The 15,177-nt window shown below is 38.3% G+C and carries 14 protein-coding genes; 7 read left to right on the top strand and 7 right to left on the bottom strand.

The features are described from left to right. Positions 1–117 precede the first annotated feature (117 nt). The 5 genes from ACZZZW_RS07140 to uvrA all read right to left on the bottom strand — a co-directional run bounded on the left by ACZZZW_RS07140 (position 118) and on the right by uvrA (position 8,157). A complete protein-coding gene (locus ACZZZW_RS07140) occupies positions 118–2,562 on the bottom strand; it encodes a bifunctional YncE family protein/alkaline phosphatase family protein (protein WP_463492698.1) in 2,445 nt (814 codons plus the stop codon). A 22-nt stretch (positions 2,563–2,584) separates the two neighbouring features. Further along, positions 2,585–3,424, bottom strand: a complete 840-nt coding sequence (locus ACZZZW_RS07135) for a hypothetical protein (RefSeq protein ID WP_463492697.1) — start codon at positions 3,422–3,424, stop codon at positions 2,585–2,587. Between the two features lie 16 nt (positions 3,425–3,440). After that, positions 3,441–4,283, bottom strand: coding sequence for a metallophosphoesterase family protein (locus ACZZZW_RS07130; RefSeq protein ID WP_463492696.1), 843 nt, complete (start codon positions 4,281–4,283; stop codon positions 3,441–3,443). Between the two features lie 398 nt (positions 4,284–4,681). Then, positions 4,682–5,335: a LysE family transporter gene (locus ACZZZW_RS07125; RefSeq protein ID WP_463492695.1), complete on the bottom strand. Its 654-nt coding sequence runs from the start codon at positions 5,333–5,335 to the stop codon at positions 4,682–4,684. A gap of 8 nt (positions 5,336–5,343) precedes the next feature. After that, positions 5,344–8,157 carry an excinuclease ABC subunit UvrA gene (gene uvrA, locus ACZZZW_RS07120; RefSeq protein ID WP_463492694.1) on the bottom strand — a complete coding sequence of 938 codons (2,814 nt, stop codon included), beginning with the start codon at positions 8,155–8,157 and terminating at the stop codon, positions 5,344–5,346. Between the two features lie 259 nt (positions 8,158–8,416). Here uvrA and ACZZZW_RS07115 point away from each other — a divergent pair, with 259 nt between their 5' ends. The 7 genes from ACZZZW_RS07115 to recA all read left to right on the top strand — a co-directional run bounded on the left by ACZZZW_RS07115 (position 8,417) and on the right by recA (position 13,558). Further along, on the top strand, positions 8,417–9,001 hold the full coding sequence (locus ACZZZW_RS07115) for an RNA polymerase sigma factor (RefSeq protein ID WP_055911419.1): 585 nt from the start codon (positions 8,417–8,419) through the stop codon (positions 8,999–9,001). A gap of 86 nt (positions 9,002–9,087) precedes the next feature. Further along, positions 9,088–9,282, top strand: a complete 195-nt coding sequence (locus tag ACZZZW_RS07110; protein ID WP_055911421.1) for a hypothetical protein — start codon at positions 9,088–9,090, stop codon at positions 9,280–9,282. A gap of 178 nt (positions 9,283–9,460) precedes the next feature. Further along, positions 9,461–9,688 carry a hypothetical protein gene (locus tag ACZZZW_RS07105; protein WP_463492693.1) on the top strand — a complete coding sequence of 76 codons (228 nt, stop codon included), beginning with the start codon at positions 9,461–9,463 and terminating at the stop codon, positions 9,686–9,688. Further along, positions 9,658–9,960: a RhuM family protein gene (rhuM, locus tag ACZZZW_RS07100; RefSeq protein ID WP_463492692.1), complete on the top strand. Its 303-nt coding sequence runs from the start codon at positions 9,658–9,660 to the stop codon at positions 9,958–9,960. Before ACZZZW_RS07105 ends, rhuM begins: the two co-directional genes overlap by 31 nt. 306 nt (positions 9,961–10,266) lie before the next feature. After that, on the top strand, positions 10,267–11,460 hold the full coding sequence (locus tag ACZZZW_RS07095; protein ID WP_463492691.1) for an MFS transporter: 1,194 nt from the start codon (positions 10,267–10,269) through the stop codon (positions 11,458–11,460). 283 nt (positions 11,461–11,743) lie between these two features. After that, entirely contained in the window at positions 11,744–12,409 is a 666-nt protein-coding gene (nth, locus tag ACZZZW_RS07090; protein ID WP_463492690.1) for an endonuclease III, read from the top strand. A 135-nt stretch (positions 12,410–12,544) separates the two neighbouring features. Beyond that, positions 12,545–13,558, top strand: coding sequence for a recombinase RecA (recA, locus tag ACZZZW_RS07085; protein WP_055912009.1), 1,014 nt, complete (start codon positions 12,545–12,547; stop codon positions 13,556–13,558). Between the two features lie 230 nt (positions 13,559–13,788). Here recA and ACZZZW_RS07080 read toward each other — a convergent pair whose 3' ends face one another. Both ACZZZW_RS07080 and tsaD read right to left on the bottom strand, forming a co-directional pair. Further along, entirely contained in the window at positions 13,789–13,986 is a 198-nt protein-coding gene (locus ACZZZW_RS07080) for a hypothetical protein (RefSeq protein ID WP_055911432.1), read from the bottom strand. Positions 13,987–14,117: 131 nt separating this feature from the next. Beyond that, the gene (gene tsaD, locus ACZZZW_RS07075; protein WP_463492689.1) at positions 14,118–15,119 is read right to left on the bottom strand and encodes a tRNA (adenosine(37)-N6)-threonylcarbamoyltransferase complex transferase subunit TsaD; all 1,002 of its coding nucleotides are present in this window, start codon (positions 15,117–15,119) and stop codon (positions 14,118–14,120) included. Positions 15,120–15,177: the final 58 nt, after the last annotated feature.

The following is a 15,177-nucleotide window of genomic DNA, read 5'->3' as shown; positions in this document are numbered from 1 at the left end:
ATAATCCATCATAATAAACAAAATCGTTTGTGATAATACAAACCACGAAATAAAAAACAAAGAGGCAATTTCCTTTAGAAAATTGCCTCTTTGTTTAAAGGAAGTTATGACTAACAACTAATCATCATCATCTTTTTTCTTTTTCTCCAATATCACAAAAGCGCTCCGCTTCGGTGCAGGCATTACCGATTGTTCGCCCTTAACCGATTTCCATACAACCTCATTTAAATCTAAATCTGGTGCAGAATCTTCTTTGGCAAAATTGAACATTTCAGATCGTCTACTACTTTCGTTAACGGCTACGTTTCTCGTATCTAAATCGATAAGCGGTTGTATTACAGTATAAGGTGTAAAATCAGGCTTGGAAGTAAAACATTCGTAAAGCGGCATTGCGGCAGCATCGTACTGGCTCATTGGCGGCAAACCCAAAATAAGTTCCATGGTTCTTAAAAAGCCTGAAGTAGAATACATCGTATGTACAGCGGTATTCCTTTTTACATATGGGCCAACCACATATGCCGGCGAACGGTGTGCATCCACATGGTCGGGACCGTTTTGCGCATCATCTTCCAAAATAAATACAACCGACTCTTTCCAGACTTTGCTATGCGATAAATGCTCCAATATACGGCCAACCGCCAAATCATTATCGGCTACCGCAGCCTGTGGTGAGTATTTTCCTTTCTTTTGTCCGCTGGTATGGTCATTGGATATTCTTAACGTATTAAACTGAGGCACTGCGCCGGCTACCAATAGTGAATCGAAATCATGCGTCCAGGCATCTACCCTTACCTGATCTTTGATATCCATATCAAAACCTGGTGAAGCGGCACACATATGGCCCTGTAATGATTTAATATTTGCTTTGCCATAGTCGCCAAACTCGCCATAACTGCGGTAGCTTATACCCGCACGCTGGCAATAATCCCATATAAAGCCACCTTTAGGGTAAGTAACCGGTCTGCCACCTTCAAATGTAGTACTCCCGCCACGTGCCCCATAACTGGTTGGCCAGGTTTTTTCTACCACATCGGTTGCATAAGCGGCCATACTCCAGTTGTGTCCATCTGCGCTTACCTCTGCATCAACATAAAAATTATCAAGCAGCACATAATTATCGGCAAAGGCATGCTGGTTAGGTGTAATTTTTTTACCAAACAATGTTAAGGTAGAATCGCCGTTTCCTTTAGGCATATCGCCAAGTACCTGATCATAAGTTCTGTTTTCTTTAATGATATAAAAAACGTGCTTAATTGGTGATTTTTCTCCCTGCTTGCGCGGAATAGGATTTCCGGCTTCACCATCGGCAGTAATAGTCCTTTTATCAGTAAAAGGAGTATTGGCATATACCTGTTTTGTATATACTTTTAACTGCTCAGGCTTTGGTGCATCGATAAAAGATAAAGTTCCTTTAAACAAACCGGCAATATATTGTAGCCTGCTATTGGCCGTACTGCCCATGTGGTAACCGCTATTGTCTACTTTAGATATCGGTTGTGGCCCTTGAGGATTGGCCATAGAGGTATTGCCCTTACCATTGGTAACCAAAATTTTCGAACCTAAAACCTTAACACTTGTAGGGTACCAACCTACCGGAACAAAGCCTTGGCTCTGGCTTACGCCAGGTTTGCTTACATCGAAAACGGCTAAACAGTTGTTATCGGCGTTGGCAATATACAAGGTTTTTTCATTGCTGCTTAAAGCCAAACCGTTGGTAGTAGATCCAGTTAACTGGGTGGCATAAAGTGTAGTGGCAATGGTTTCGATTACCTTATTATTGGTAGTATTAATTACTGAAACCGTATTATCATTCGCGTTGGCTACAAAAAGTGTATTCCCCTTTTTATTAAGCAGGAGCTCATTCGGGTGATCGCCCACCGGAATAAGTTTGGTTATACCTTCTGTTGTTAGATCTACAACCGCAACAGATTTTCCTCCCCATAGTGAAACATAGATTTTGCTTTCGTCAATAGATAATACACAGCTATAAGCAATTGCCGGAAGCTGAATTTTTTTCAATATCTGCCGCTCAACAGGGTTGATTACATATAAACTACTGTCTTCTTTTGTTACCGTGTAAAGTTTAGTATTGCTTCTGTTTACTACAATCCCTGCCGGACTGATTTTCCCCTTTGGCCAAATTGGCCCCAACTTTATTGTATCGCTTTTTCCCAGTTTATTATTCTGAATATTAAAATCCAAAATCCAGTTATCGTTACCTCCAGAAGCATAAAGGTGTTTTTCATCTTTACTGAAAGCAATACCGTACCACGATTTGCTGAGCACTTTTTCATCAATAATCTGTTCCGTTTTAGCATCAATAAGTTGCAGCGACTGCGTACTTTGCCCGTTATTGGTGATTGCCAGGTATTTGCCCGAAGCACTCAACTGCATATTTAAAGGCAAATCGCCCAATTGCAAAGAATGCCCCGCAGGACTTAATTTCCACCCATTAGGCAGTAAAATCTGCTTGGTGCTTTCGTTTTTACCAGGCCATTGTGCAAATCCTTTTTTTTGAATAAAAAGGAGCCCGAATAAGATTAATATATATGTTTTTTTCATGTTGCGTATTGAATGTAAATTACTAGCGATGAAGATTGAAATTAACCAGTGCCCTGATGGTATAGCCGTTACCAGAGGCTACCGAACCGATTTCACGGATGGCTTCTGAGGGGATTACCTGGCTACGGGTTGCATAAAAAACTGGCCCGCCAGAAATAGAGAACGAAAGTTTTGAATGGTTTGGCTCAAGGTTAATTGAAGGCCCAATCATTACTTTTGCACCACCTTCAGCTTCATTTTTCTCCCAAAGTCCTTCCAAATCCTGACCTAATGCTTCAAATCCAAGATATAAAACATTCGAAACACGATGCTGGTAACCAAAACTTGTAATAAAATCCAGTTTATCCCTGGTTTTGTCAAATGCTTTTTCGAAACGAAAATTACCAGCCATCCGCCAGTTTGTACGATCGAACGAAGCAGTAATACGGCTAATTGCTGAGCCGGTATTAGACCAATCTCTACTTAATCCTAAACCAGCACCCAGTCTAAAACCTGCAATGCCTTTACCCCCTATTACATCTCTAATTACTTCTGCCTGTTCGGCCGAGGTAATGCCACCAGCATTTGCAAAACCGATAGCGGCAGTTGCATATAAGGTAAATCGACTGCCCAAATAGCCTTTAACGCCAAACTGTTGCCCTAAACCATCATATCCGAACTGGCCATTTGTCCTTTCGCCATAACTGCCGGAATAATGGATATTCCACCGTTGATTTTCTGCAGTTAAAGTATTTAAGGAAAACAGAAAAGGTTGCGCTGCATCTGTTCCAGCCTTAATTTCCTGTCTGGTATCCCCTATTTGCTGTGCTGCACAATTTAATACAGTACCTGCAAAAACGAGCATCAAAAATGTCTTTTTCATTTCTATTAAATATCCGTTAAAATTTGGTTTCATTTAACAATGGCGATCCACTTGCATTTACCTGGTAAGTCTGAATCTTATCATTTTCATCAACCTCCACAATCCGATAGCCTTTATAGGCAGTGCCCCAGTTTCCTCCAATATGCGCATCAAAAAAATGCGGCAGTTTATCCGTATAAAAAACAGCATCCAAACTATGGTCGTGCCCATGAAACACCGCCTTCACATTCGGGTAACTGTGCAATAATTTAATTGTATCAGGACACTCTACAAACGGGCTTTCTGGCACCCATAAATGAGGCGGAATGTGCAACACCACAAAAACAGTTTTCAGGTTTTTAAACTTATCAAGTTCTTGCTTTAAGAAATCATTATTGGGGCATACATAAGTACCTTTAGTATCAGAAGTATTGGCCAGCACAAAGCCTACTCCACTTTTTTCAAATGAGAAGTTATCCTCATAACCGAAAACAGATTTCCAGATTTTTGTATCCGCATGGTCATGGTTACCAGGGATGGCATAAAAAGGAACTTTAAGTTTATCGTAATAGTCTTTTTTAACCTCGGGTAACAAATCAGGCCTGTCATGCACCAGATCTCCGTTAATAATTACGAAATTCAAAGGGTTTTTATCATGAGATTCGTTTAGCCACTTCACAATATTTTCGTGATGAAGTTTATATTCCGTACCTGGCTGGCCATAATGCCCATCAGATGCAATGGCGAAACGCAGTTTAGGTGCTTTACGCGATTGTACAGGTGTAGTATGTTCTTCTGCGAATGAAGAAAGAACCGGTGAAATACTGGCTACAACAGCAGCAGCCAAACTATTTTTTAAAAAAAAACGTCTGTTAGACATAAGGATAAAATATGTTTTGTATCAAAGCCCAATATTAGCTTGATCAGGCTTACTAAACATAAATTTAATGTTATGATTAAGTTAACCAAACGCTAATTGTGTATCAATTTTATAACAAAAAGGTTTAATAAAAAATAAGTTCCGTGAGGGCACTGACTTGAATAAGACCTATAAAAATTCAGATTCCTCGGTCTGTGTCCCCACATACTGAAAACCTTATTTACTATAATTGTTTAAAAAATAATGGCCTGTGAGGACACAGACCATAAATAAGACTATAGAAATTCCTCGGTATGCATCCCCACAGACCGAAAATATTATTTACTATAATTGTTTAAAATATAATGGCCTGTAAGGACACAGACCATGGATAAGACGTACACCAGCCTTAAATTATTTTAAAGAATAACAATTATCTGTTTAACAATTAAATAAGCCGCAAGTGCGTACAAAAATATCGCGATCGATTTATTGATGATTAAGCTACTCAAGGCAAATTTCTCTTGAATATAGGTTGCAAAATGAGCATACACATAAAGTGCTACAGATGAACCCACACCAGAGCCTAAAGCAAATACAATCAGTGAAAGATAATCTGTTTCAATCCATTGATGCAGGATTACGTAATTGCCGAAAAATAACCAGAAAGGAATTTGTACAGGGTTTAACACACCCAAAATTAATCCATACAAAACACTGCCGCTGCGTTTATCCTCCTTTTTATTACTGGTTTTAGGTACCTTTTTCCGGTTTTTCCAGGTAATGGTACCCATCACCAAAAACATCACAATCATGAAACAATCCACCAGGGTACTTAGGCGTACCTCGCTTACGGCTTCGTTCGGATTGATATCACTCATGGCCCATCTTGCAAAGCGCATCATCCCAAAGGTGAAAAATACTTCTACACAAGAGAAAGAGAGGATAAAATACCAAACCTGGCGCATCCCCTTATTAATAGCGAGCTGTGCTACCGTTAAATTGATATTGCCTGGGGGGATATAGCCCATGGCATTGAGAAGGATGCCGATGAAAAACGTTAGAAAAAGCATTGCCGAAATTATGGATTTAAATTTAAATGCGATGCTAAATATTTTCCGGTGTACGAATTTTCTACCTTAACAAGGTCTTCTGGTGTACCTTCAAAAACCAGCTTACCCCCTCCATCACCTCCTTCAGGACCAATATCGATTACCCAATCTGCACATTTAATCATATCCATGTTGTGTTCGATCACCAAAATTGTGTTTCCTTGCTCAATTAATGTGTTAAGTGCTTTTAACAGCTTTTTAATATCGTGAAAGTGCAAACCCGTAGTTGGTTCATCAAATATAAACAGCGTTTTATTCGCATTGTTGCCTTTTATTAAGAAAGAAGCCAACTTAATCCGCTGTGCCTCACCACCCGATAAAGTATTGGAAGATTGCCCCAAATGCACATAACCCAAACCAACATCAACCAACGGATTTAATTTATTGAGGATTTTTTGCTCATCCTTAAAAAAGCTTACAGCCTCATCAATTGTCATATCCAGAATTTCGGATACATTTTTCTCTTTATAGGTTACATCTAAAACCTGCTGTTTAAACCGTTTACCATTACAAGCTTCGCAAGGAAGGTAAATATCAGCCATAAACTGCATCTCGATTTTCACCTCACCCTCACCCTGGCAAACATCACACCGGCCTCCTTCTACATTAAAAGAGAAAGCAGCTGGTTTTAAACCCGCAGCTTTGGCTGATGCCAGGCCCGAAAACAATGCACGGATATCATCCCATGCTTTAACATAAGTAACCGGGTTGGAGCGGCTCGAACGACCGATTGGATTCTGATCAACCATCTCAACAGCACTCACCAGGTCATAATTACCAAAAATGCCATCATAGGTTCCAGTTTGTTCGCCAGCATAGTTTCCAATTGCTTTTTGTAAAGCCGGATACAGGATTTTTTTAACCAAACTGGTTTTTCCCGATCCTGAAACACCGCTCACAGCAGTAAAAACACCAAGTGGGAATTTTACGTCAATATTCTGAAGATTGTTTTCCCTGGCACCCTTAATTAAAATGTGATCTTTCCATTTACGGCGCTTCTCCGGAATGGCAATTTTTTCTATACCTGCTAAATAACGACCGGTTAAACTGGATTTATCTTTTAAGATTTCCTCATAATTGCCACTAAAAACTAAATTGCCACCATGAGTACCTGCTTCAGGACCAATATCAATAATGTAATCGGCTGCACGCATCATCTCTTCCTCATGTTCTACCACAATAACAGTATTGCCCACATTACGGAGTGACACCAACACTTCGATTAGTTTATTGGTATCGCGGGGATGCAAACCAATACTCGGCTCATCCAACACATAAATAGAACCTACTAAACTGCTTCCTAACGAAGTGGCAAGGTTAATCCTTTGCGATTCTCCACCAGATAAGGTATTCGATAAACGGTTTAAAGTAAGGTAACCTAAACCCACATTATTAAGGTATAAAAAACGGTTATCAATCTCTGCCAACAAACGTTTTGCAATTTTGGTATCGTTGGCACTTAATTTCAATTCGTTAAAAAATACCAGCGCTTTGGCCAATGGCATCAAAACCACATCAATAATCGATTTTTCTGCAATCTTAACATAAGAAGCATCTTTACGCAAACGGGAGCCCTTACAATCAGGGCAGGTAGTTTTGCCTCTGTAACGCGATAACATTACGCGGTACTGAATTTTATAAGTCTGCTCTTCCAGCTCCTTAAAAAAGGCATCTAAACCAGCAAAATATTTATTCCCAGTCCAAAGTAACTGTTGTTCCTTTTCTGTTAAAGCACTATAAGAACGGTGTATCGGGAAGTCGAATTTTGGTGCAGCTTTGATAAAATTTTGCAACCAAACATTCATTTTTTCACCACGCCAAGGGGCAATAGCATTATCATAAACACTCTTGCTTTTATCTGGGATAACCAAATCCTCATCAATGCCGATAACATTTCCATAGCCCTCACAGCGTTTACAGGCACCGTAAGGATTGTTGAAAGAGAAAAAATTAGGCGTAGGCTCTTCGAATTTAATACCATCCAATTCAAAACGATCGCTAAAATGTTTTGTGGTTCCCTGGGCTTCCACATAACAATCGCCTTTACCTTCAAAAAAAGCCGTCTGCGCCGAATCAGCTAAACGGCTAAGTGTTTCTTCCTCCTGGTTGGTTACAATACGATCAATCAGGATCTGAACAGTTTTATCATCTGTTAATTCTGCATCCTTAAAATCAGCATCATCTAAAACAGACTCAATTTTTTCTATTTTATCATTAATCAGCACACGTAAAAACCCTTTCTGCAATAAAATTGCAAGTTCTTCTTTAATGGTGCGGTTATTATGCGGATACAGTGGACAAAAAATCGTTACCGTTGTATCCTCAGGCATTGCATTTACGTAATCAACCACGGTACTAACCGAATCTTTTTTAACTTCTTTGCCAGAGACCGGAGATATCGTTTTACCAATACGCGAAAACAGCAGTTTCAGGTAATCATATATTTCGGTCGAAGTACCAACTGTTGACCGTGGATTGGAAGTAATTACTTTTTGCTCAATGGCAATTGCAGGCGCAATACCTTTAATATAATCAACATCTGGTTTATTCATCCGGCCCATAAACTGGCGGGCATATGATGATAAACTTTCTACATACCGGCGTTGCCCTTCAGCATATAAGGTATCAAATGCCAGCGAAGATTTACCTGAGCCCGACATCCCCGTTACCACCACAAGCTTATTTTTTGGAATGGCAACATCGATGTTTTTTAGGTTGTGCACGCGGGCACCTTTTATAATGATATTTTTATGCGGATCTTTTTCGGCCTCTTTTTTGCTCATGTATTGTAACGAATATAAATGTATAACCCCAGAATGTGGTTAGGGTTTTAAGAACATACAAAAATAGGGTACTGAGACGGTTAATTTATTTTTTAACATTTTATTTTTTGCTTTTTGATAAAAAAATAACTTTCTTTGGATATTAACAACCTCAAAACCAAACTAACACATTCAAAAAACATAGGAGAGCAGCTATAGAAATTAAACATCTACAAATTAATTTTTAGCAAATAGTACGGGATTTAGTGTAGGTAAACCTATGAATTTACAATCATATAATGATCAGGACCTGGTAAAGGTATATATTACTGGGAACGAGAATGGATTGCAGGAACTTTTAAGAAGACATAAAAGCAAAATTTATACCTCTATATATTTATTGGTTAAAGACCAATATCTGGCGGAGGATATTTTTCAGGATGCATTTATAAAAGTAATCAATACCCTGCGATCGGGAAGATATAACGAAGAAGGTAAGTTTTTACCATGGGTGATGCGTATTGCGCATAACCTGGTTATTGATTATTTCAGGAAAGAAAAACGGACACCCATCATCACAAGTGCCGATGGAATGGATGTATTCAATATGCTACACTTTTATGATGAGAGCGCAGAAGATAAAATGCTTCGCGATCAAACCCATAAAGATTTAAAAGCTATGATCCATTTATTGCCTGATGAGCAGAAAGAAGTGCTTTTAATGCGCCATTATGCAGATTTAAGCTTTAAAGAAATAGCTGATTTAACCGAAGTAAGCATTAATACAGCACTTGGCCGAATGCGTTACGCCTTAAGTAACCTGCGCAAAATGCTTAAAACTAAAGAGATGACCTACAAAGGGTAGTAAAAATGTTACATAAAATATTTTAGGGGTTGAAATAAAGCATCTGAACTATCGTTAAGTTTATAAACTTATCACATTCAGTGCTTATGACAAAAACCTCTACATCAAAAACAAATGTAAATTTACCTACACCCAACATGTTTCAGCCTAAAACTGATATTGAATCGGACGCAGAAATCGACTTATTTTACGATCAAATAAAAGGTAAGTTAGATCGACTGGCCAAAAATCCTCAAGATGAAACCATCAACAAGATTTTAGCTTACAGCCGCGCCAAGTAGTAAATTTTACACGAGCCAAAAAGCTTGTTCCACAGGGTGGAGCAAGCTTTTTTTGTTATGGAACATGTGAGATGGACATACGGCATTTACAATTCCCTTTCTATTAACCACTAAAGTTTTACCATTACCTAATTCTTCCTTAATAACCTTTTGTATTTTTACTTTAAAACGAGCAATAATGGAGCCCAATCAAATTGTTATTTACCAAACTAAGGATGGACAAACAGCGGTTGATGTTAACTTAAGCCAAGAAACGATGTGGCTAACACAGTCTCAGATGGTAAGTTTATTCAAGAGAGATCAATCCGTGATTTCTAGGCATATTAATAATATTTTTAAAGAAGAAAAATTAGTAGAAAAAGCAATATGCATTTTATGCATACTGCAAATTCTGAAAAACCAGTAGCTGCTTTCAGTTTAAACGTTATTATATCTGTTGGTTCCAGGATAAAATCACGGGAAGGCACGCAATTTCGAATTTGGGCAAATAAAATACTAAAAGAATATTTGATTAAAGGTTATTCCATAAATGAAAGTCAATTAAAAGCTCAAACAGAACAGTTAGCCGGGCTCAAAAATACAGTAAATCTAATAAGCCACGTATTAGTCAATAAACAGCTTTCTTCTGATGAGGCGACTGGTCTATTAGAAGTTGTAACAGATTATGAATACGCCTAGATATTTTAGATAAAAATGACCATCAACAATTAGCAATTGAGGGAACCACATCTATCGAATTATTTGTAATAGACTATAGTCAGGCTAAAAAAGCAATTAACTAGCGTTTATCATATGATAAGCTCACCGTGGTGTTTATTGCTCATAAACTATTAAACATCTTCCTTTAGCAAGGAAACAATTTAGCAATAAATAATTATCTCAATTCACCCATCTCACATGCCTTCATAAATGGCCTAATTTTTACAATGCCCTAATACAAAAAGCATTACCTTTGCATAGTGTAAATTTAACACTAAGTACGCTATGAACAAGAACTTGCTTCCACTCACATTAGGCGGTTTAGGCATCGGCATAACAGAATTTGTTATGATGGGTCTGCTCCCTGATATCTCAAAGGATTTAGCCGTAACCATTCCACAGGCCGGGCATTTGATTTCGGCTTATGCCTTAGGGGTAGTAATTGGCGCGCCTTTATTGATTATGATCGCAGGTAAATATCCACCAAAAATGATTCTAATTGCTTTGATGGTTATGTTTACCGTATTTAACGCCTTTTCGGCTTTTGCGCCTACTTTTAATACTTTATTTATTGCCAGATTACTTTCTGGCTTACCTCATGGTGCATTTTTCGGCGTAGGATCGGTAGTGGCGAGCAGGATAGCAGAAAAAGGGAAAGCTGCACAGGCGGTATCGCTCATGTTTATGGGCCTAACCATTGCCAATATTGTTGGCGTACCATTGGGTACCTTTATCGGTCATAATTTCTCCTGGCGCATTTCTTTCGCAGTAGTTGTATTTGTCGGACTGGTTACTTTATTAAGCTTAAAATTATGGCTTCCAGCTTTGGAAGCCACTAAAAACCGAGATTTAAAAGCAGAGTTAAGCTTTTTCAAAAAGAGGGAAGCCTGGATCATCATCTTTATGATTTCCATAGGTACCGGTGGTTTATTTACCTGGTACAGCTATATTGCTCCACTTATGACAGATGTTGCAGGTTTTTCGCCAAATGCAGTTACCTATATTTTAATGTTGGCAGGCATAGGCATGCTTTGTGGCAATTACGTTGGTGGCATACTTGCTGATAAATTTTCTCCGGCAAAAGCATCTGCAGCATTACTGTTAACCATGGTAATTACACTAACCATTGTGCACTTTGTTTCAGCAAGTCAGCCATTGGCTTTAATCATGACTTTTATTACCGGAGCAGTAGCTTTCGCGTTGGCCGCACCAATCCAGATGCTGATGATCCAGAGTGCCAAAGGTTCAGAAATGTTGGCGGCATCAGCAAGTCAGGCAAGTTTTAATATTGGCAATGCCTTAGGTGCTTTCTTCGGCGGACTTCCATTGGTTTATGGTTTCGATTATACTTCACCTGCTTATGTGGGTGCAGCAATGGCACTTGTAGGTGCCCTATTTGCTTTTTGGTTAATTAAAAGCACCAGCTCAAAACCAATACTCGAAGCAGAAAGCAAAGAGAAATTGGTTGTTATGCATTAATTAACTTTAACCAGCAATTCATCAGCAGCCTTATTCTTTTTTGATAAATACTTTAAAAACAATACAGCAATATCTTTTTTCGGTTTGCAAAACAGTTTAGACGATTAACTAATAGACGATTGGCCAACAAACTATTTAGCTATTGACCAAAGAACTATTGGACTATCGACTAATAAACTATTGGACTATTGACAAATGAACTATCGACTAACAAACCTTCGACTAAGGAACTATTGACCACCGAACAAGTGAACCAATAACAATTTATCTCTTATCTTTGGCCATGCTTAAAAAAGAACGTTACAAACTTTTTGTAGAACACTTTTCGGCCAAGCAGCCTGATGCAGAAACCGAATTACATTATAATAATCCTTATCAGCTTTTAGTGGCGGTAATCCTTTCTGCACAGTGTACCGATAAAAGGGTAAATATGGTTACTCCAGCCCTCTTTCAACGTTTCCCGAATGCCAGAGCATTGGCAGAAGCCACACCCGATATTGTTTTTGATTATATCAGAAGCATTAGTTATCCTAACAATAAGGCCAAACACCTGGTGGGCATGGCTAATATTTTGCTTCACGAATTTAATGATGTAGTGCCTTCTGGTATTGATGATTTACAGAAAATGCCTGGTGTTGGCCGTAAAACTGCAAATGTTATCGCCTCGGTAATTTACAATGCGCCTGCCATGGCGGTTGATACGCATGTTTTCCGTGTGGCCAACCGTTTAGGGTTAACCAATGGTAAAACCCCGCTTGCTGTAGAAAAAGATCTGGTAAAACATTTGCCAGAGCATGATATCCATATTGCACACCACTGGCTTATTCTGCATGGCCGTTATGTTTGTTTAGCCCGAAGCCCAAAATGTGATGTTTGCGAGATTACCTACATGTGCAGGTACTTCGAACGCTTAACTGCTCAAAACGAAAGAGATAAATTAAGGGCTTAAAAAAATATTTTGAATTTACTATTGACATTAGCCAAAAAACATTTACCTTAGCTAAATATATTAGTATTATAAATATCAACATTTGATCATATTAGCCGAGAATCGATTATATTTACGCAATCAATGAAAAAAGAAATGAGCACTGCAAATCCAGATAAATTAAAAGCCCTACAGCTTACTTTAGACAAACTAGAGAAATCATACGGCAAAGGTACCATCATGAAACTTGGCGATACTGCCATTGAGCCGATAGATTTTATTTCTACAGGATCAATTAGCTTGGATATTGCTTTAGGTATTGGAGGTATTCCAAAAGGTCGTGTAATCGAAATTTATGGCCCGGAATCTTCTGGTAAAACAACTTTAGCTACACACATTATTGCTGAAGCACAGAAAAAAGGTGGCATTGCAGCATTTATTGATGCGGAGCATGCTTTTGACCAGTTTTATGCAAAGAAACTAGGTGTAGATACCGACAACCTATTAATCTCTCAACCAGATAACGGTGAGCAGGCCTTAGAAATTGCTGATAACCTGATCCGCTCAGGTGCAATTGATGTAATCGTTATTGACTCTGTTGCGGCCTTGGTTCCTAAAAGTGAAATTGAAGGAGAAATGGGTGATAGTAAAATGGGTTTACATGCCCGTTTAATGAGCCAGGCCTTACGTAAATTAACAGGTACAATCTCTAAAACCGGATGTTGCTGTATCTTCATTAACCAATTGCGTGATAAAATTGGCGTAATGTTTGGTAACCCTGAAACAACAACGGGTGGTAATGCTTTGAAATTTTATGCGTCTGTACGTTTAGATATCCGTCGTATTTCTCAGATCAAAGATTCTGACGAAGTTTCAGGTAACCGTGTTAAAGTAAAAATTGTTAAAAATAAAGTGGCTCCGCCTTTCCGTATTGCAGAATTTGATGTAATGTTTGGAGAAGGTATCTCTAAAAACGGAGAGATCGTTGATTTAGGTGTTGATTTTGGTATCATTAAAAAAGCCGGATCATGGTATTCCTATGGAGATACCAAACTTGGTCAAGGTAGAGATGCTGTGAAACAATTGTTAAGCGATAATCCTGAACTTGCCGAAGAACTGGAAGTTAAAATTAAAGCCGAAGTAACTGGTGATAAATTAGCTGAAAAATAAACAAATAAATCAGCCATTATTACCTAAAGATAAAAATCCGCCCTGCTAAAGATTATTTAGCAGGGCGGATTGTTTTATAATATATTTCGAAATACCACTCAATTAATTCTTACTGAATGAGGCATCAAAATCTTTTGATAGCTATTCAATTAGCAAAATTGCCGCGATAACGAAACGCTCAAATTTAAACAGAGCAGTTTATGTTATTGTATATAGGGAGATCGCTCTACCTAATTCTGACTGAATACGGCACTGAAATCTTTTGTTACGTATACAATTACCAAAAGCGCCGCAATAACCAAAGCACCCAAAATAATTACGCCCCAACTTCCCTTTAGTTTATTCTTATCCTTTCTAATCAACCAGTATAAAACTCCGATTAACGGTATCGCACAAACAATCCAAAATATCAACGATGCTCCAGTCATATATATAAATTCAATTTAATCAATTCTTTTTGCCAGTTTTCAGTTGGCGGCTTACAGTTCAAAGTTACCTATGTTTATCACGGACCCACGGAAGAAGTAACGCATTTCATAAGTTACACCATAAAATCCCTCTAAAATTCCATCCTTGCAAGTGGTGAAATATCCTGACCAACAAAATCCTGCTTCAAATACTTTTGATAACCTGCAATGGCAATCATTCCAGCATTATCGGTACAATATTGAAAAGCTGGTATATAAATGCTCCAACCAAATTCTTCTGCAGTTTGCTCTAAGCCATTTCTCAAACCCGAGTTTGCCGAAACTCCCCCTGCAATCGCAACTTCTTTAATATTATATTGTGTTGCTGCTTTTTTTAACTTATTCAGTAATATTTGCACAATACTATGTTGAACTGACGCGCAAATATCATCTAAATTTTCTGCAATAAAATTAGGGTTATCTTTTTCCTGCTTCCGGATAAAATAAAGGATTGAGGTTTTAAAACCACTAAAGCTAAAATTCAGATCCGCAATCTGCGGTTCAGCAAATTTGAAAGCAAGCGGATTTCCAAGCTTCGCATGTTTATCGATTAATGGTCCGCCAGGGTAAGGTAAAGCCAAAAGTTTAGCTGTTTTATCAAAAGCTTCACCTGCAGCATCATCCAGGGTTTCGCCAACAATTTCCATGTCGAAGTAATCCTTAACCAAAACAATCTGCGTATGGCCACCAGAAACAGTAAGGCATAAAAACGGAAAGACAGGTTTTGGATCGTCAATAAAATGCGCTAAAATATGCGCATGCATATGATTGACAGAAATTAAAGGTATATTTAAGGCTAAAGCAAAAGATTTTGCGAAAGAAACACCAACCAGTAATGAACCTAAAAGGCCAGGGCCACGCGTAAAAGCAACGGCATTTATGTCCTGTTTTGTAACATTGGCATCAATCAGCGCTTGTTGTACGGCAGGTACAATGTTTTGTTGGTGTACCCTTGAAGCCAATTCAGGAATAACACCACCATAATTTTGATGAATTGTTTGGTTTGCAATAACATTGGCAGTAATTTTGCCGTTGTTACAAATAGCAACGGATGTATCATCGCAAGAAGACTCAATAGCAAGTATAACAGACAAATTATTAATATTTAAGCTGCAAAATTATTAAAAAACTATTTAAAATACTCCTTTGGGT

The sequence above is a fragment of the Pedobacter sp. AC379 genome (assembly GCF_979258145.1).
This window is presented reverse-complemented; position numbering and strand designations above follow the sequence as displayed.

What these genes read in the sequence shown, in the direction of transcription:
- ACZZZW_RS07140 (WP_463492698.1), bottom strand. Translation starts at nt 2,562, where the DNA reads ATGAAAAAAACATATATATTAATCTTATTCGGGCTCCTTTTTATTCAA.
- ACZZZW_RS07080 (WP_055911432.1), bottom strand. Translation starts at nt 13,986, where the DNA reads ATGACTGGAGCATCGTTGATATTTTGGATTGTTTGTGCGATACCGTTA.
- ACZZZW_RS07125 (WP_463492695.1), bottom strand. Translation starts at nt 5,335, where the DNA reads ATGCTTTTTCTAACGTTTTTCATCGGCATCCTTCTCAATGCCATGGGC.
- ACZZZW_RS07115 (WP_055911419.1), top strand. Translation starts at nt 8,417, where the DNA reads ATGAATTTACAATCATATAATGATCAGGACCTGGTAAAGGTATATATT.
- ACZZZW_RS07095 (WP_463492691.1), top strand. Translation starts at nt 10,267, where the DNA reads ATGAACAAGAACTTGCTTCCACTCACATTAGGCGGTTTAGGCATCGGC.
- ACZZZW_RS07130 (WP_463492696.1), bottom strand. Translation starts at nt 4,283, where the DNA reads ATGTCTAACAGACGTTTTTTTTTAAAAAATAGTTTGGCTGCTGCTGTT.
- uvrA (WP_463492694.1), bottom strand. Translation starts at nt 8,157, where the DNA reads ATGAGCAAAAAAGAGGCCGAAAAAGATCCGCATAAAAATATCATTATA.
- rhuM (WP_463492692.1), top strand. Translation starts at nt 9,658, where the DNA reads ATGCATACTGCAAATTCTGAAAAACCAGTAGCTGCTTTCAGTTTAAAC.
- nth (WP_463492690.1), top strand. Translation starts at nt 11,744, where the DNA reads ATGCTTAAAAAAGAACGTTACAAACTTTTTGTAGAACACTTTTCGGCC.
- ACZZZW_RS07135 (WP_463492697.1), bottom strand. Translation starts at nt 3,424, where the DNA reads ATGAAAAAGACATTTTTGATGCTCGTTTTTGCAGGTACTGTATTAAAT.
- ACZZZW_RS07105 (WP_463492693.1), top strand. Translation starts at nt 9,461, where the DNA reads ATGGAGCCCAATCAAATTGTTATTTACCAAACTAAGGATGGACAAACA.
- ACZZZW_RS07110 (WP_055911421.1), top strand. Translation starts at nt 9,088, where the DNA reads ATGACAAAAACCTCTACATCAAAAACAAATGTAAATTTACCTACACCC.
- recA (WP_055912009.1), top strand. Translation starts at nt 12,545, where the DNA reads ATGAGCACTGCAAATCCAGATAAATTAAAAGCCCTACAGCTTACTTTA.